Source organism: Pontibacterium sinense (assembly GCF_015209595.1).
GTDB classification, from domain to species: domain Bacteria; phylum Pseudomonadota; class Gammaproteobacteria; order Pseudomonadales; family Balneatricaceae; genus Pontibacterium; species Pontibacterium sinense.
The window spans coordinates 234620-250139 of sequence record NZ_JADEYS010000005.1; the positions used below are offsets into that span (position 1 = coordinate 234620).

General features: G+C 51.3%; 19 protein-coding genes. 17 read left to right on the forward strand and 2 right to left on the reverse strand.

The window, feature by feature from the left end; genetic code table 11:
* Nucleotides 1-90 precede the first annotated feature (90 nt).
* Both phnN and IOQ59_RS07150 read left to right on the forward strand, forming a co-directional pair.
* The gene (gene phnN, locus IOQ59_RS07145) at nt 91-675 is read left to right on the forward strand and encodes a phosphonate metabolism protein/1,5-bisphosphokinase (PRPP-forming) PhnN (RefSeq protein WP_193952582.1); all 585 of its coding nucleotides are present in this window, start codon (nt 91-93) and stop codon (nt 673-675) included.
* Between the two features lie 170 nt (nt 676-845).
* Complete coding sequence (locus tag IOQ59_RS07150; protein ID WP_193952583.1) at nt 846-1244, forward strand: acyl-CoA thioesterase; 399 nt, start codon at nt 846-848, stop codon at nt 1242-1244.
* Nucleotides 1245-1247: 3 nt separating this feature from the next.
* Here the strand turns inward: IOQ59_RS07150 and ilvY are convergent, their stop codons facing one another.
* On the reverse strand, nt 1248-2132 hold the full coding sequence (ilvY, locus tag IOQ59_RS07155; RefSeq protein ID WP_193952584.1) for an HTH-type transcriptional activator IlvY: 885 nt from the start codon (nt 2130-2132) through the stop codon (nt 1248-1250).
* Between the two features lie 202 nt (nt 2133-2334).
* On the opposite strand from ilvY, the gene IOQ59_RS07160 reads away from it, so the two are divergent.
* The 10 genes from IOQ59_RS07160 to IOQ59_RS07205 all read left to right on the forward strand — a co-directional run bounded on the left by IOQ59_RS07160 (nt 2335) and on the right by IOQ59_RS07205 (nt 11180).
* Nucleotides 2335-2904, forward strand: coding sequence for a protoglobin domain-containing protein (locus tag IOQ59_RS07160; protein ID WP_193952585.1), 570 nt, complete (start codon nt 2335-2337; stop codon nt 2902-2904).
* Between the two features lie 63 nt (nt 2905-2967).
* Nucleotides 2968-3705: a type 1 glutamine amidotransferase gene (locus tag IOQ59_RS07165; protein ID WP_193952586.1), complete on the forward strand. Its 738-nt coding sequence runs from the start codon at nt 2968-2970 to the stop codon at nt 3703-3705.
* 72 nt (nt 3706-3777) lie between these two features.
* Entirely contained in the window at nt 3778-4536 is a 759-nt protein-coding gene (pssA, locus tag IOQ59_RS07170; RefSeq protein WP_193952587.1) for a CDP-diacylglycerol--serine O-phosphatidyltransferase, read from the forward strand.
* Between the two features lie 222 nt (nt 4537-4758).
* A complete protein-coding gene (gene msrP / locus IOQ59_RS07175; RefSeq protein ID WP_193952588.1) occupies nt 4759-5766 on the forward strand; it encodes a protein-methionine-sulfoxide reductase catalytic subunit MsrP in 1008 nt (335 codons plus the stop codon).
* 14 nt (nt 5767-5780) lie between these two features.
* Nucleotides 5781-6410: a protein-methionine-sulfoxide reductase heme-binding subunit MsrQ gene (msrQ, locus tag IOQ59_RS07180; protein ID WP_193952589.1), complete on the forward strand. Its 630-nt coding sequence runs from the start codon at nt 5781-5783 to the stop codon at nt 6408-6410.
* 148 nt (nt 6411-6558) lie between these two features.
* A complete protein-coding gene (locus IOQ59_RS07185) occupies nt 6559-6762 on the forward strand; it encodes a DUF2970 domain-containing protein (protein ID WP_193952590.1) in 204 nt (67 codons plus the stop codon).
* 205 nt (nt 6763-6967) lie between these two features.
* A complete protein-coding gene (gene coxB, locus IOQ59_RS07190; RefSeq protein ID WP_193952591.1) occupies nt 6968-8092 on the forward strand; it encodes a cytochrome c oxidase subunit II in 1125 nt (374 codons plus the stop codon).
* Between the two features lie 18 nt (nt 8093-8110).
* Nucleotides 8111-9694: a cytochrome c oxidase subunit I gene (gene ctaD / locus IOQ59_RS07195; protein ID WP_193952592.1), complete on the forward strand. Its 1584-nt coding sequence runs from the start codon at nt 8111-8113 to the stop codon at nt 9692-9694.
* Nucleotides 9695-9720: 26 nt separating this feature from the next.
* On the forward strand, nt 9721-10299 hold the full coding sequence (locus tag IOQ59_RS07200) for a cytochrome c oxidase assembly protein (RefSeq protein WP_193952593.1): 579 nt from the start codon (nt 9721-9723) through the stop codon (nt 10297-10299).
* Nucleotides 10296-11180 carry a cytochrome c oxidase subunit 3 gene (locus IOQ59_RS07205; protein ID WP_193952594.1) on the forward strand — a complete coding sequence of 295 codons (885 nt, stop codon included), beginning with the start codon at nt 10296-10298 and terminating at the stop codon, nt 11178-11180. The genes IOQ59_RS07200 and IOQ59_RS07205 overlap by 4 nt, the downstream gene beginning before the upstream one ends.
* Before the next feature lie 4 nt (nt 11181-11184).
* Here the strand turns inward: IOQ59_RS07205 and IOQ59_RS07210 are convergent, their stop codons facing one another.
* The gene (locus IOQ59_RS07210) at nt 11185-11394 is read right to left on the reverse strand and encodes a twin transmembrane helix small protein (RefSeq protein ID WP_193952595.1); all 210 of its coding nucleotides are present in this window, start codon (nt 11392-11394) and stop codon (nt 11185-11187) included.
* A 37-nt stretch (nt 11395-11431) separates the two neighbouring features.
* Between IOQ59_RS07210 and IOQ59_RS07215 the strand changes: the two genes are divergently transcribed.
* From IOQ59_RS07215 to IOQ59_RS07235, 5 genes are all read left to right on the forward strand, one after another.
* Nucleotides 11432-12148, forward strand: a complete 717-nt coding sequence (locus IOQ59_RS07215) for an SURF1 family protein (RefSeq protein WP_193952596.1) — start codon at nt 11432-11434, stop codon at nt 12146-12148.
* A complete protein-coding gene (locus IOQ59_RS07220; RefSeq protein WP_193952597.1) occupies nt 12145-12639 on the forward strand; it encodes a redox-active disulfide-containing membrane protein in 495 nt (164 codons plus the stop codon). The genes IOQ59_RS07215 and IOQ59_RS07220 overlap by 4 nt, the downstream gene beginning before the upstream one ends.
* Before the next feature lie 12 nt (nt 12640-12651).
* A complete protein-coding gene (locus IOQ59_RS07225) occupies nt 12652-13653 on the forward strand; it encodes a COX15/CtaA family protein (protein ID WP_193952598.1) in 1002 nt (333 codons plus the stop codon).
* Complete coding sequence (cyoE, locus tag IOQ59_RS07230; RefSeq protein ID WP_193952599.1) at nt 13646-14557, forward strand: heme o synthase; 912 nt, start codon at nt 13646-13648, stop codon at nt 14555-14557. The genes IOQ59_RS07225 and cyoE overlap by 8 nt, the downstream gene beginning before the upstream one ends.
* Before the next feature lie 123 nt (nt 14558-14680).
* Nucleotides 14681-15283, forward strand: coding sequence for a Yip1 family protein (locus IOQ59_RS07235; RefSeq protein ID WP_193952600.1), 603 nt, complete (start codon nt 14681-14683; stop codon nt 15281-15283).
* The last annotated feature ends 237 nt before the right edge of the window (nt 15284-15520 follow it).

Sequence of the window (15520 nt, forward strand, 5' to 3'; positions counted from 1 at the left end):
AAGTCACTGGTCTTTACGAGATTCTCGGATTACTCTTGGACTTACCAAAATTGCTTAAAAAGCGATCTGATTGCACAGAGAACCTGTTACATGAATGGAAAGCTACTCTACCTGGTAGGCGCATCCGGCAGTGGTAAAGACAGTTTGCTGGATGGTTGTCGTAAACGTCTTCAGTCTCACCACGGCTGCTTTGTGGCCCACCGCTACATCACTCGTGCCGCTAATATCGGCGGTGAAAACCACATCCACCTGTCACCCGAAGAGTTTGATATGCGCGCCAGCATGGGCATGTTTGCCATGCAGTGGTATTCCCACGGTTACAGTTACGGGATCGGTTCCGAAGTGGATGACTGGCTGTCGAAGGGCATCAATGTGGTCATCAACGGCTCGCGTGAATACCTGCAGATTGCCATGGCGAGTTATCCCAACCTGATTCCGGTACTGGTCGATGTTGATCCGGACTTGCTGTACGAGCGTCTGAAGCAGCGCGGTCGAGAGAGCGAGGACGAAATCCGTCGACGGTTGCAACGTCATCAGCAGATTGTCGATAGCATGCCGGACAACATTCAGCGGATCGATAATAATTCTGAGCTTCAGGATGGTGTAGATGCGTTGCTGAAACTGATTGAAGATCTGTCGCCCGATCAGATCAAGCCGATTCGCGCGACTCACTGACCTTAGTCGAGCGCGTTTACTTAACGTATCTCAATTTCCGGTCATTCAAAAGAGCCGCTCATCCGAGCGGTTTTTTGTGTCTTGTGAATATGGATGGTCTCAGCAGCGGTGTTAAAGCTGCGTTAGAATAGGCCGCCTTATCCAATGACCAAACAGAGGAATTTCCAACCATGAGTACCCCGTTTCGACTGGAACTGAAAGTCCGTGATTACGAACTGGATATGCAGGGTATTGTGAACAACGGTGTGTATTTCAATTATCTGGAACATGCCCGCCATGAGTTCCTGTTAGACAAAGGCGTAGATTTCGCCGCATTGGCCGAGCAGGGTATTCACCTAGTGGTGATTCGCTCTGAGCTGGATTACAAAGCCTCTTTGAAAAGTGGTGATCGTTTTGTTATTGAGGTTGAAGCGGAGCGTTTGAGTAAAGTGAAGTTTGGCTTCCGTCAGCGCGTCATTCGTCTGTCTGATGAGAAAGTGTGCGTGGAAGGTTTAGTGATCGGGACAGCACTGAACGAACGCGGTCGCCCGTATCTGTCACCTGCAATTGAATCGCTGTTTGAAGTGTAAGTTCTAACCCTTCAACTGCTCCCAGAAAGCCCGTATCAGCGGGCTTTTAAGTTTCTTCTCCAATGCAAACAGGCCCACATCGTACGCTTCCAGTTCTGGTTGCACGTCTAATATCTGTACCCGATCGGCCAAAGGGCTGTTGTCCAATACGATACGGGGCACCACACCTACACCAAATCCCAGACTGACCATCGAGACAATGGCTTCGTTACCCGCGACTTGTGCATAGATCGTTGGTTTCTGATGCATCTGCTCAAACCATTCATCGACCCGCTGACGTCCGATACCGCTTTCGGGCAGAATCATAGGGATCTGCGCCCAGGATTCGTCGCTAATCGGAGTTTGCAGTAGGGGCTCAAGCGCGCCTTGTTCGGCAGGAGCAATAAAGAGAAGTGGTGAGATCGCGATGGGTTTAAATGCGACCCCGGTTGGCAGCGGGGCAGGGCGCGCGGCGATGGTGATATCTTCAGTGCCGGAGAGAATGTGTCCAATGGCGTGTTCCGGATCGCCGGTGTGCAGTTTGATTTCGACGCCGGGGTGATTGAGGCGGAATTGACTGAGGATGTCATATAGAAAGCTGTAACTGGCGGTGACGGAGCAATATACGCTGATCTCGCCGTGTAACTCTTCAGCTTCTTCCATCAACGAGTCGCGAATCACATCCCACTGCAATAAGGCTTCACGAGCGTACTCACGAAACAGCTCGCCTTCGTGGGTCAGAATGACTGTGCGATTGTTACGCTCAAACAGCGCCACGCCGACTTCATCTTCCAGCTGTTTAATGCTGCGAGAGAGTGCCGAAGGGCTGATATGGTTGAGTTCGCTGGCACGACCAAAGTGCAGGGTGTCAGTGAGGCTGAGAAAGAGTTTGAGCAATCGAGTATCCATAGCTGGAAGTATTGCATGAACCGGCATGCCAGTGCTCGTATATATCAATATTCGCAATCTACATTCAGGTTTTATCGATGAGTAATCCCATCCGACAGGGTGTCATACACAGTATTCAATATCTCGGTATGACTGGCCTGTAAGTTGTGATGGGGATGCTTTAAACTGCGCCGCATTAGAACGCAGCGATAGGGAATACCCGATGAGTGAGATCGATTTTGCCGCCCTCGCGGTGCACGGAAAAAGCTATGCAGGCTTCACGGCTGAAGATGAAGCGCTGTTGTTGGCTGAAGGTACCAAGCTGCTGCCATATATGGCACAAGTGACCGATGGCTTCTACGCTGATCTACAGAGTATTCCAGAGGCGACCCAATTTCTTGAAGGCCGTTTGGAAAGCCTGAAGAAAACGCATCAGGCGTGGTTGGAAGGTATTTTTACCGGTCCTTATGATGAGAAATTTGCCGCACTGATGCATCACGTGGGTGAAGTCCACGTCCGGGTTAAACTGCCGGTGGAATTCATGTCCAGTGGCATTGTGTTGATTAACAATCATATGAGCCCGGTGCTGGCGGAAGTCTATGCGGACGATGTGCCAACAATGGGGCGTATGATGCGTGCGGTCAATGCGGTGACCGGATTTGCGCTTATTATCATGCAAGAGTCTTATCAGACCTCTTTGCTGGCTGAAGAGCTGGAGCGTTTTCTGGCGATCACCGGGATGAGCCGTCGATTGTTTGATAATCTGGCGAACGCCTATCGTGATACTGACTGACCCGGCACTGCCATTCTGCGGAGCCTTTGTATAACATAATGACAAAGAACCAAGGGAGCGATCATGGATAAGTCACGCCAAAGCCTGAAAGTCCTGCTGTTGCAGATCCGTGAAGGCGGAAAGGTCAGGGAAGAAGAACACGCCAGTTTTGCCGCGTATAGTGGTTTGGCACCTCAACAGATTGAAGTACTGAATGTCTTTGACACCCCTGAGTTTCCAGAGACTGTGGCGGATGACTATGATGCGCTCTTTGTGGGCGGTGCCAGTGAAGCCAATGTACTGAAGCCGGACGCGTTTCCATTTGTGGATAACTGTAAGGCCCTGTTGAGTCATTGCGCTGAAACGGGCAAGCCGGTGTTTGCATCCTGCTTTGGTTTTCAGCTGGTGGTCTTGGCGTTGGGCGGTGAAATCCTGCATAAGGATGACGACTTTGAAATGGGTACGTTGCCTATCTTGCTGACAGATCGTTCGTTGGATGATCCTCTGTTCAGGGATGTACCGAATGGTTTTCCGGCGGTTTCGGTTCATCGTCAGTATGCTGCGGACTTGCCGGACAGTTGCGAAGTGATCGCTTATACCAGTCAGTGTATCCATGTGTTGCGGGTAAAAGGTAAGCCGTTTTGGGCGTTCCAGTTCCATCCTGAGGTGGATAAGCGAACGCTGGTTGAACGTTTGACGCATTACAAAGCCCACTATACCGATGGTGACGGGCATCTGGATCGCGTGCTGAACTCTGCCGTTGAGACGCCGGATTCCAATCAGTTGGTGAAAAAATTTGTTGAGCGCGTGCTGCTCGGCTGAGACTAATTTGAGATAACGGGGGCGGGCACAGTAGAATGGTCGCTCTTTGTGTATACAGGAACTGAAAACAGAATGACTGAGCAACCGGAAAAGCCAACGTCCGAACAAGACGCGGAATCTCCAAAGCCACGTAGCCGTGGTATTTATCTGCTACCAAACCTGTTTACCACAGGTGCCCTGTTTTCCGGCTTCTATGCGGTTATTGCCAGCATGAACGGTCAGTTCGAAAGCGCTGCGATTGCGATTTTTGTCGCGATGGTGCTGGATGGTCTGGACGGTCGTGTGGCCCGTATGACGAATACGTCCAGTGCGTTTGGCGCTGAGTATGACTCTCTCTCCGATATGGTCTCCTTTGGTGTGGCCCCGTCGTTGGTCGCCTTTAACTGGGTGCTGGCGGATATTGGTAAGTTGGGTTGGTTTGCCGCCTTTATTTATGTGGCAGGCGCAGCGTTACGTCTGGCGCGCTTTAATACCCAGATTGGTTCCGTTGATAAGCGCTACTTTATTGGCTTGCCAAGCCCGGCAGCGGCAGCCGCTGTTGCAGGTCTGGTATGGGCTGCGGTCGAATACGGTGTGGATGGCAGCCCGTATGCGTATGCCATTGCTTTCTATGTGGCCGCGGTTGGCTTGCTGATGGTCAGTAATGTGCTGTACTACAGCTTTAAGGATGTGGACTTTAAAGGCAAAGTGCCTTTTATCATTCTGGCGGCGATCGTGCTGGGGCTTGGTATTATCTCAATTAGCCCACCAACATTCCTTTGGTTGCTGCTGCTGGTGTATACGTTATCCGGCCCGGTCTTATGGGTGGTGCGAAAGCGCAAAAAAGCCTGATCAAACGCCTATTAAAAAACCGGCCTCTGTGCCGGTTTTTTTGTGTCTGAAATCTCTCGCTTCAGAGCGTAGAGTTTGTTGAATTCGCCTATTCTTAACGCTTTTTATTTTCCACGTTCCGCTGTCTCATTTTTAGAGTTGACTGGTTTTTCAGGCTATTTTCAGCTTGGCAGGGTAATCTGCAATCATTCTCCTGTTATCCCAACGACAACGGATGCCGATATGCTGATTAAAAAGCCAGATTCAATTAAGTCTTCTGAAATTACCTCTGAATCGGTGTATCTCAACCGCCGGCACTTTATGCGAGGTCTGTTGGGAACAACGGCACTGCTGGCCACCGGTTCAGCGAATGCCGTGCCTGAGTACGAGTTTGAAAAAGATCTGCCGATTTATCGTGGTCCGGATTGGATGCAGCAGAAAATCCGTGAAAGTGTGCGTAATACAGCATTGTCCACGGACGACAAACTGACGCCTTATTTTCATGTGATGAGTTACAACAACTTCTATGAATTTGGCACCGGCAAAAAAGACCCTGCGCGCCATGCACAAAACTTTCAGACGGATCCGTGGAAGGTCGAGATCAGTGGTGAGGTGGGTAAACCGGGGGTGTATAACCTGGAAGATCTGATTAAACCCCATCTGTTAGAAGAGCGTATTTATCGTTTACGGTGTGTTGAAGCCTGGTCGATGGTTGTGCCGTGGATGGGATTATCTCTGGGTGATCTGCTGAAGAAATTTGATCCAACCTCTAAAGCGAAATATGTGGAGTTCACCACCTTGCATGATCCGGATCAGATGCCCGGACAGCGTTCCCGTTTCAGTACGTTGGAGTGGCCGTATGTGGAGGGCTTGCGTATCGATGAGGCGATGCATCCTTTGACCATGTTGGCGGTGGGCGTATACGGAAATGCAATGCCACCACAGAACGGAGCACCACTGCGTTTGGTGGTGCCGTGGAAGTACGGTTTTAAGAGTATTAAGTCGATTGTAAAAATCCGCCTGACCGACAAAATGCCTAACACCACATGGAACCTGATGGCACCGCAAGAATACGGTTTCTATTCCAATGTGAATCCAGCGGTGGATCATCCGCGCTGGAGTCAGGCATCGGAGCGTCGCTTGCCGTCATCACTGTTTAATCCTAATCGGGTTGATACCTTGCCGTTTAACGGTTACGCCGACGAAGTGGCTGAGCTGTACAGAGGTATGGACCTGAAGAAATGGTTCTGATCAGGTAGACCGTTATGGCTAAAGCAAAATCTAAAGCGCTGGGTTATCTGGAGTGGTGGGTGGTTTTCCTGCTGCCATTAGCACCGCTTGGCTGGCTGACGTACAACGCCTGGATCTTCAATCTGGGCGCTGATCCGGCTCAGGAGATTGTGCTGGAAACCGGGGTGTGGGCGATTAATCTGTTGTGGATAACGTTGGCGATTACGCCGTTGCGTCGGGTATTTAAATTGAACTGGCCCCTGCGCTACCGCCGCATGATGGGTCTGTACAGTTTGTTCTATGCTGCAGTGCATCTGCTTGCGTTTGCCACCTTTATTCTTGGATGGCGCTGGGACTTGCTCCTCAAGGAACTGAGTGAACGCCCCTACATTATCGTGGGTGCATTGGGATTACTGTTGCTGATCCCGCTGGGTGTGACTTCGACGCGTGGCATGCAGCGTAGGTTGGGACGTAACTGGCTGAAGTTACATAAGCTAGTCTATCCGATCTCCCTATTGGTGATGGTGCATATTATCTGGCAGATCCGTTCCGACTTTGGTGAGCAGCTTGTGTACGGCCTGATCTTAGGCTTCCTGCTAGGTAGCCGTATGTATTTCTATCTGCAGAGGAAAACGCGGGTTATGAGGGCTGCCCGAGCAGCCTGATTCCCTTTCAGATATTTTGTGCCAGACTGAAAAAGGAGGCGCCGTGATTATCTTGCTGACGGTTCTATTCTGCTCATCCATGTAATCTGGATTACCACCTAAACTTGGCCCTCCGTGTGGCAGCCAGAGCTTGCTGCCGGGAGGCGTTATGTCGGACAAACCCAACCTTCTTCAGATGTTTCTCAGTGTGTTAGCTGCCTGTTTTGGTGTGCAATCTTCACATAATCGGGAACGCGATTTTGCTGCCGGTCATACCTGGGCCTGGATGCTGCTAGGCCTTGTTGTCATGGGGTTATTTGTTGTGTTCGTGATTGCTCTTGTGAGCTGGGCGCTATCCCTTGCGGGTGCCTGATTGGTTAAATTGAACTTGCGAAAAATTCAGGACTGCTATACTTCACAAAACCAAGCGGACTGGTAGGAATTTGGGACGGAACTCAGGCGACGATAAAGGCCTGCCGTAATCCTACCGCTACCGACGTTGAAATTGTTGTACAGCGCCATAGTGTGTATTTATAGGATTCGACAGGCTTTTTGCGTGGATGCGAGGGGGCCTGGAGATGAAGATCATAGGATGGGGATTGCCCGCACTGTTTGGTGCATTAGGGCTGATCTTTCCCCTGTCAGCAGCAGCTGAGTGGCAAGTTAATTTAGGACCGGGCGTGACTGAAATCAGTCGTGCGGTCTACGATCTGCATATGACCATTTTCTGGGTCTGTGTGGCCATTGGCGCCGTCGTCTTCGGCGTCATGCTCTATTCAATCGTTCATCACCGCAAATCCCGCGGTGCCAAAGCGCACAATTTTCATGAAAACACGTTAGTTGAGATTATCTGGACGGTCGTGCCTTTTGTGATCCTTGTTGGTATGGCGGTGCCGGCAACGGCTACGCTCATCAAAATGTACGACCAGAGTGAAGCTGAGCTGGATATTCAGGTTACCGGTTACCAGTGGAAATGGCGCTACCAGTATCTGGGCGAAGATATCGATTTCTTCTCTTCCCTTTCGACCCCCCGCGAACAAATTTCAAATGATGAAACCAAAGGTGAGCATTATCTGCTGGAAGTGGATAACGCCATGGTGATTCCTGCCGGGAAAAAGGTGCGCTTACTCCTCACCGCCAATGATGTGATTCATTCCTGGTGGGTACCTGATCTGGCCGTGAAAAAGGATGCGATTCCCGGTTTTATCAATGAGGCCTGGACCATCGCTCCTGAACCCGGCATCTATCGGGGGCAGTGCGCGGAACTCTGCGGTAAAGATCATGGCTTTATGCCGATTGTGGTGGATGTGCGCAGTGAAGAAGACTTCAACCAGTGGCTAGTGGAGATGAAGCAGGCTAAAGCTCAGGCGAGTGATGCGGCTACGAAAAACTGGACGCTGGCGGAGTTGATGGCGAAAGGCGAAGAGGTCTACAACCGAGCCTGTGCTGCGTGTCACCAACCGAATGGTGAGGGGATCCCAGGGGCGTTTCCTGCGTTAAAAGGCAGTCCGATGATGGTGGGTGATCCGGCAGCACACATCGATGTCGTGCTCAATGGTAAGAGCGGTACGGCGATGCAGGCCTTCCGCGATCAGCTCAGCGCTGTCGAACTGGCGGCGGTTATTACCTACGAGCGAAATGCTTGGGGCAATACCACGGGTGATCTGGTGAGTCCGGCCCAGATCAACACGTTGAAGCAGTAAAGCATCAGGAGAGTGCAGATGGGTACACTGGAGCAAACTGTTGAGACCGAGGTTCATCACGGTCCTGCCCGCGGTATCACCCGCTGGTTATACACCACCAACCACAAAGATATCGGCAGTATGTACCTCTGGTTCAGTTTGCTGATGTTCCTGCTCGGGGGCTGCATGGCTCTGACTATCCGTGCTGAACTCTTTCAGCCCGGCTTGCAGTTGATGGAACCTAATTTCTTTAACCAGATGACCACCATGCATGGCCTGATCATGGTATTTGGTGCAGTCATGCCTGCATTTGTAGGGTTGGCGAACTGGATGGTGCCGATGATGATTGGAGCGCCGGATATGGCGCTACCACGCATGAACAACTGGAGTTTCTGGATACTGCCGTTTGCGTTCTGCATGATGGTGGCGACCTTGTTCATGGAAGGTGGCGCACCTAACTTTGGCTGGACCTTCTACGCACCGCTCTCAACCACATATGCGCCACCCAGCGTGACTTTCTTTATCTTCGCAGTACATATGATGGGGATCAGCTCGATTATGGGCGCGATCAACATCATCGCCACGATTCTTAATCTGCGTGCGCCAGGTATGACCATGATGAAGCTGCCGCTATTCGTCTGGACCTGGCTGATCACCGCGTTCCTGCTGATTGCTGTGATGCCGGTGCTGGCTGGTGTGGTAACGATGATGTTGATGGATATCCACTTTGGCACCAGTTTCTTTAATGCCGCGGGTGGCGGTGATCCGGTGCTGTTCCAGCATGTGTTCTGGTTCTTTGGTCATCCCGAGGTGTACATCATGATCCTGCCGGCGTTTGGTATCGTCAGCCAGATCATTCCGACTTTTGCCCGTAAGAAGCTGTTTGGTTACGCCTCGATGGTGTATGCCACGGCCTCGATCGCTTTCTTGGCCTTTATTGTCTGGGCGCACCATATGTTTACGGTTGGTATGCCGCTGGCCGGTGAGTTGTTCTTCATGTACGCCACGATGCTGATCGCAGTGCCGACCGGGGTGAAAGTATTCAATTGGGTTGCCACCATGTTCCGTGGGTCGATGACGTTTGAAACCCCCATGCTGTTTGCGCTGGCCTTTGTGGTGTTGTTCACCATTGGTGGTTTCTCCGGACTGATGCTGGCGATCGCGCCCGCTGACTTCCAGTATCACGATACCTATTTTGTGGTGGCTCACTTTCACTATGTGCTGGTGCCGGGAGCAATCTTTTCCATTGTGGCTGCGGTCTATTACTGGTTACCGAAATGGACCGGCAATATGTACAACGAAACGATGGGGCGCTGGCATTTCTGGCTCAGTTTTATCGGCGTGAATGTCACGTTCTTCCCAATGCATTTTGTCGGGCTGGCGGGTATGCCACGGCGCATCCCGGATTACGCGCTGCAATTCGCGGACTTTAACGCTGTCGCGTCAGTGGGCGCTTTTATGTTTGGTCTATCTCAGCTGTTACTGGTGTACAACGTGGTTCAGTGTATTCGCGTGAAACGTCCGGCGACAGCTGAAGTGTGGGAGGGGGCAGAAGGTCTGGAATGGACAGTGCCGTCCCCCGCGCCTTATCACACCTTCGCGCAACCGCCGCTGGTGAAATAACTATAACGAGATGATGGAGGTGCTGTATGGCACAACTCCAGAGAAAACACACTAAGGTCGTCCGTAACTTGTTGCTGAGTAGTGTACTGATGTTTGGCTTCGGCTTTGCGCTGGTGCCGTTATATGACGTGTTTTGTGACATCACCGGATTGAACGGAAAAGTGACCCGAACCGGTCCTGCTGAGCCCATGCTGGTGGACCGATCCCGCACTGTGAGTTTGCAGCTGACGGCTGTGAATAATGAAGCGATGCCATGGCTATTTGAGCCGATGACGGCGGAAATGAATATTCATCCGGGCATGACGGGACAGACCGCCTTTATCGCCAGGAACCCAACCGGCAAGACCATGATTGCGCAGGCTGTACCGTCTGTGGCTCCGGCGGAAGCGGCCGCATATGTGCAGAAGATCAACTGTTTCTGTTTTGAGCGCCAATCGCTGGAAGCCGGTCAGCAACAAGAGATGCCGTTGTTGTTTGTCATTGATCCTGATCTGCCGGATCACATCTCTAAGATCACACTGTCGTACACCTTGTTTGATATCACGCCGCAACTGCAGGCGAGTCATTATGCCGAGCAGCCGCAGACGGGGAGGTTCATGTTATGAGCACCGAAAGTTATTACGTTCCCCATCAAAGCCGTTGGCCGATTCTGGCCTCTATTGCGCTGTTTCTGATGGCGATGGGGGCAGGGGGATTTATCAATAACCTTAGTGCTCAGGATGGCGCAGGCTTCAGCGGAATTATCTTGCTCGTAGGTGCAGGGCTGCTCGCTGTCATTCTGATCGGGTGGTTTCGCAACGTGATTAACGAAAGTCGGGCCGGTATGTATAGCGACCAGATGGATGCGTCGTATCGCTGGGGTATGAGCTGGTTCATCTTTTCGGAAATCATGTTCTTTGCGGCGTTTTTTGGTGCGCTTTTTTACGTCCGTACGCTTGCGGTTCCATGGCTTGGCGGGGAAGGTGATAAGGGTGTAACGAATATGCTGTGGCAAGGGTTTGAAGCCCAGTGGCCGTTAATGACGACACCGGACATGGAGGCGTTTCCCGGGCCGAAGGCGGTGATTGATCCGTGGCATATCCCCTTGTTGAACACGGTGTTGCTGTTGAGTTCCAGCGTTACTGTCACACTGGCGCATCGTGCCCTGAAACAGAATAACCGCGACTGGATTGTGATCTGGCTGGCCGCCACGGTCTTGTTGGGTGTGGTCTTTATCTATTATCAGGCGGAAGAGTATGTGCTGGCCTATCAGGAGTTGGGATTGACTCTGAATGCGGGGATCTATGGCGCGACGTTTTTTATCCTGACGGGCTTTCATGGTTTACACGTCACACTTGGGACCTTCATGTTGCTGGTGATTTGGTTTCGGGTAATGCGTGGACATTTTTCACCTAAACAGCATTTCGCGTTTGAAGCAGTGTCCTGGTATTGGCATTTCGTCGATGTGGTGTGGGTTGGCTTGTTTTTATTCGTGTACATCCTGTGAGGCGTTAGACCGGCCAAGGATGGTTTGGCATCAGCTGACCGCTGTAGATGCCGTAAACAAGCAGAAGGAGCAGGAGCATGCAGAAAAAAACACGCAACGTCAGAGCATGGACTGTACGACTGGATTGCCCCCGGTCCCGCAGGATATAGAACAGGCCAGAGAAAAGGCTGATGACTGCGGCAAGGAAGACTACAACAAGGAGAGCTTTGAACATGGTCGGTTCCCTCGATCAAAGTTGCAGGGGAGACACAGTGAGTAAAGTTCAGAGTACCCGGGGCTTCAAGTGGATGCTGATCATCATGGGAATTTTTGTGTTACCCGGTTTGTTGGCGTTGGGGATCTGGCAGCTAGGGCGAGCAGAAGAAAAGCAGGTGTTGATGCAGCAATGGCAGGATTCAGATGAAGTGGCTAAAAGATTGGATCACCGTTCATTGCAGCAGTTTAGCCTGATTCGTCATGAAGGTGTATTTGATCGGGAGCGTTGGTTCTTGCTCGACAATCGGACCCGTCAGGGAAAAGTGGGTTACGAGATTGTGGCATTGTTCCTGCCGCAAGAGAGTGAGCGTCACATACTGGTTAATTTGGGTTGGGTAAGTGCTGATCAGGACCGGGGCATACTACCGAAGATTGAATTGCCAAAAGGGGTTGTAACTGTTCGTGGGCGGCTGACAGAAGTCTCGCAGCCATTGGTCCTGGGTGAAAGCCTGTGGCGACCAACATGGCCACAGCGGATACAACGAATTGAACTGGACGGGCTGGAACAACGGTTGGGTCTCACTCTGATGCCCTGGGTGATTCGGCCTAATGAGCCTGTATTACCGGAAGCTGACCTGAGCTGGTCACCGGCGGTGATGTTGCCGGAAAAACATCAAGCCTACGCTGTGCAGTGGTTTGCCATGGCTGGGGTGCTGATGTTGTTGATTGGCTGGAATCTCTTGCGGATGCGAAGAGAGGAGGCGGGCACATGAATAAAGGAATGTTTTGGTTAGTGTGGGGCGTCGGAGTCCTGCCGATGTTGTTAGCAATGGGTATGTATTTTGGTCAGGTGGGTGTGCCTGACGGGCGCATGAATCACGGTGATCTTCTGCCTCCCGGTGCAGAGCTGGAGGAGTGGGAGATAGAGGATGCAGCGGGCGAACAATGGGTGCATAGCGGGGACTGGCATCTGTTGCTGACCTATAACGAATGTGATCGCTCATGTGTGACCTGGAAAACAACGTTGCCCAATTTGCACCAAGCATTGGGGCGTGAGCGAGATAGAGTTCAATGGCATCTGTTGAGTGGTCATCCGGCAGAAACCAAAACGATGTTGGTGAGTGACCGGATCGGTGAAATTGGCAGCGCTGTTTGGGTAGCCGATCCGTTGGGGAATCTGGTAATGCGTTATCCATTAGATCAAGACCCGCGTGATCTGTTGTTGGATTTGAAACGCATGCTGAAACTGTCAAAAGTCGGCTAAAGGTAAGCTGCGATGGAACGTGTGTTGCGACTCTGTCATCTGGCAATTCTCCTGGCGCTAGTGGTTGTGCTGTTGGGGGCTTGGACACGTATCAATGACGCCGGATTGGGATGCCCTGACTGGCCGGGTTGTTATGGTGAATGGATCTTGCCATCTGACACGCAGCAGCTGGCATCTGCGCAGGAGCTTTATCCCGAACAGCCCATCGTTGCCGCGAAAGGTTGGCTGGAAATGGTTCACCGTTATGCGGCTGGAATGCTGGGTCTTTTGATTGCGGCCATCGCCTGGTTGGCATGGCAGCAACGTCACCGCCCAGAATCTCCTTTGAAACTATCTATTGCGTTGTTGGGCTTGGTCATTGTCCAGGCGGCATTTGGGATGTGGACGGTCACCCTGAAATTATTGCCGCAGGTCGTTACGTTGCATCTGCTGGGTGGGTTGCTGACGCTCACATTGTTACTGGTACTGAGATATCGATTGATTCGAGTGAAAGCGAGACATCGGTTGTCGTCTTCCAATCGTCAGAGGCTGGTGGCTGTTGGTGCGATGCTGTTGTTTGCTCAGATTATGCTGGGAGGGTGGACCAGCTCCAACTATGCAGGGTGGGCATGCACGGATTGGCTGCTTTGTGAGCGCAATGAACAGGTGAATTTTGATTACAGCGGAGGGTTTTCGCTACCTGCGTATACAGGGCAGAGTCATGAAGGTGGGCTGAAAGATCGTGAATCCCGTGCAGCCATTCAGGTGGTGCATCGATTCGGGGCCGTGATGGTCAGCCTCTACTTATTGGCTCTTTGTCTTATCTTGAAAAAGCAGCGAGCGTTGCTGTTTCCCCTGAGTGCGATAGCAATAATCCTGATCGGGCAAAACGTACTGGGGATGTTAAATGTTGCTTGGGGGTTGCCGCGTTATATGGCGATCGCTCATCACGGTGGTGCAGTGGCATTGTTAGTCAGTCTTGTTTGGCTATACAGCCGGATTGGGTTGCTACGGGAGGGAGTTCGTCATGCGTAATGAAAAGATGCTGGTGGTCGCGGTTGAACATGCGGGATGGAGAGATTATCTCGAGCTGTGTAAACCGAAAGTCGTGGCGGTGATGTTGTTGACTGCTGTGGTGGGTATGTTTGTTGCGATGCCGGGCTTGCCTGCATGGGATGCCGTTGTGTTTGGAACTATAGGTATCGGTTTGGCGGCGGGCAGTGCTGCCGCAGTCAATCATGTGATGGATCGTCGTATTGATGAGCAGATGGCCCGAACTCAACGCCGTCCATTGCCGCAAGGTAAGCTCTCACCTGCAAGTGCGCTCATGTTTGCGGCGTTAACTGGCACATTGGGTATTGGTTTGCTGGTGGTGATGGTCAATCCATTGACTGCGTGGCTGACTTTGGCATCGTTGATCGGATATGCATTGATCTACACCGTTTATCTGAAGCGCGCCACGCCTCAAAACATTGTCATCGGGGGAATAGCCGGTGCTGCGCCACCGCTTCTGGGTTGGACATCGGTGACTGGTACATTAGACCCCAATGCGCTGTTGCTTGTGCTTATCATTTTTGCATGGACACCACCTCACTTCTGGGCACTGTGCATTGCGCGTAAAAATGACTATGCCAAAGCGGGAATTCCAATGTTGCCTGTTACCCATGGTGAAGACTATACGCGGCTACAAATTATGCTGTATTCAATATTGTTGGTGCTCTGTTCCCTCTTTCCGTACGTAACGGGAATGTCTGGAGGGATCTATCTGCTGGGCGTTATGTTGCTCAATCTGCGCTTCATGTATTGGGCGTATCGTTTGTACAGCAAGCGGATAGTTGGGGAGCCTATGAAAATGTTTCGTCACAGCATCAACTACATCATGCTATTTTTTGTGGTATTGCTGGTGGATCACTTCACGGTTGTGATCCCCGCTGGCTAACACTTTGAATTTGAAAGTTCCTGAAACCTCAAGGAAATGGAGTAATACCGAAACGATGAAGATCACTCAACTTTAAAAGGTGTACTCGCGAAAGGGAGGTGCGGCACCTGAGGGGGTAGCCTCATGTTCTTACAACATATGATGGGAATCTTGTATCACCCTAAAGATGAATGGGGAATGATACGCAAGGAGCACTATTCGACTTTTCACGTGTTTTTGGCACAAATCAGCATTCTTGCTGCAATACCGGCCGTGTCGCTGTTTATCGGTACTACCCAGATCGGGTGGAGTATCGCAGGCTCCGAATATGTCCGGCTGGAGACGATGAGCGCCTTCATGGCGGGAGTCGCATTCTATTTCGCCATGTGGTTTGCGGTGGGCGTAATTGCATATGCTATTCACTGGATGGAAAAAACCTACGGCGGTAACGTGTCGTTTGATGAGTGTTTGGTGCTCACAACGTTCACTGCAACCCCGTTATTCCTCTCCGGGCTGGCAGGTTTGTATCCGATGCTGTGGTTTAACGTGATTGTGGGCATGATCGCCCTTTGTTACACCGTTTATCTGTTGTATACCGGTGTACCAATCATTATGCAGATCCCGGAAGAGCGTGGTTTCTTCTTCTCTACCTCAATTCTGACTGTGGGTTTATGTGTCCTGGTCGGATTGATTGCGACAACGGTTGTACTCTGGGGGACCTTTGTTCCGCTGAGTTACACCTCTTAGTTAACGGTTTTACCGTAAAGAAAGGGCGCCGTCAGGCGCCTTTTTTGTGTCTGGTGCTTTGGTTTGATTGTTATTTAATCGGAATTGGTTGTTTGTTGAGCGGTTTAAGGTTTTTTTACGTTTTTTTGAAGTTTTTTAACAAAGGCTGTTGACCCTGATTCTGAGGTCTGTAGAATGCGCCTCCTCGCTTGAGACAACAGCTTCTTCGGACAGCAAACGGATCGCGAGACTGTTTAA

Bases quoted from the DNA above. Each gene is read 5' to 3' on its own strand.
- IOQ59_RS07205 (WP_193952594.1), top strand. From the start codon at position 10,296: ATGAGCACCGAAAGTTATTACGTTCCCCATCAAAGCCGTTGGCCGATT.
- cyoE (WP_193952599.1), top strand. From the start codon at position 13,646: ATGCGTAATGAAAAGATGCTGGTGGTCGCGGTTGAACATGCGGGATGG.
- phnN (WP_193952582.1), top strand. From the start codon at position 91: ATGAATGGAAAGCTACTCTACCTGGTAGGCGCATCCGGCAGTGGTAAA.
- ilvY (WP_193952584.1), bottom strand. From the start codon at position 2,132: ATGGATACTCGATTGCTCAAACTCTTTCTCAGCCTCACTGACACCCTG.
- IOQ59_RS07235 (WP_193952600.1), top strand. From the start codon at position 14,681: ATGTTCTTACAACATATGATGGGAATCTTGTATCACCCTAAAGATGAA.
- pssA (WP_193952587.1), top strand. From the start codon at position 3,778: ATGACTGAGCAACCGGAAAAGCCAACGTCCGAACAAGACGCGGAATCT.
- IOQ59_RS07210 (WP_193952595.1), bottom strand. From the start codon at position 11,394: ATGTTCAAAGCTCTCCTTGTTGTAGTCTTCCTTGCCGCAGTCATCAGC.
- IOQ59_RS07160 (WP_193952585.1), top strand. From the start codon at position 2,335: ATGAGTGAGATCGATTTTGCCGCCCTCGCGGTGCACGGAAAAAGCTAT.
- IOQ59_RS07225 (WP_193952598.1), top strand. From the start codon at position 12,652: ATGGAACGTGTGTTGCGACTCTGTCATCTGGCAATTCTCCTGGCGCTA.
- IOQ59_RS07165 (WP_193952586.1), top strand. From the start codon at position 2,968: ATGGATAAGTCACGCCAAAGCCTGAAAGTCCTGCTGTTGCAGATCCGT.
- msrQ (WP_193952589.1), top strand. From the start codon at position 5,781: ATGGCTAAAGCAAAATCTAAAGCGCTGGGTTATCTGGAGTGGTGGGTG.
- IOQ59_RS07185 (WP_193952590.1), top strand. From the start codon at position 6,559: ATGTCGGACAAACCCAACCTTCTTCAGATGTTTCTCAGTGTGTTAGCT.
- msrP (WP_193952588.1), top strand. From the start codon at position 4,759: ATGCTGATTAAAAAGCCAGATTCAATTAAGTCTTCTGAAATTACCTCT.
- IOQ59_RS07200 (WP_193952593.1), top strand. From the start codon at position 9,721: ATGGCACAACTCCAGAGAAAACACACTAAGGTCGTCCGTAACTTGTTG.
- ctaD (WP_193952592.1), top strand. From the start codon at position 8,111: ATGGGTACACTGGAGCAAACTGTTGAGACCGAGGTTCATCACGGTCCT.
- IOQ59_RS07220 (WP_193952597.1), top strand. From the start codon at position 12,145: ATGAATAAAGGAATGTTTTGGTTAGTGTGGGGCGTCGGAGTCCTGCCG.
- coxB (WP_193952591.1), top strand. From the start codon at position 6,968: ATGAAGATCATAGGATGGGGATTGCCCGCACTGTTTGGTGCATTAGGG.
- IOQ59_RS07150 (WP_193952583.1), top strand. From the start codon at position 846: ATGAGTACCCCGTTTCGACTGGAACTGAAAGTCCGTGATTACGAACTG.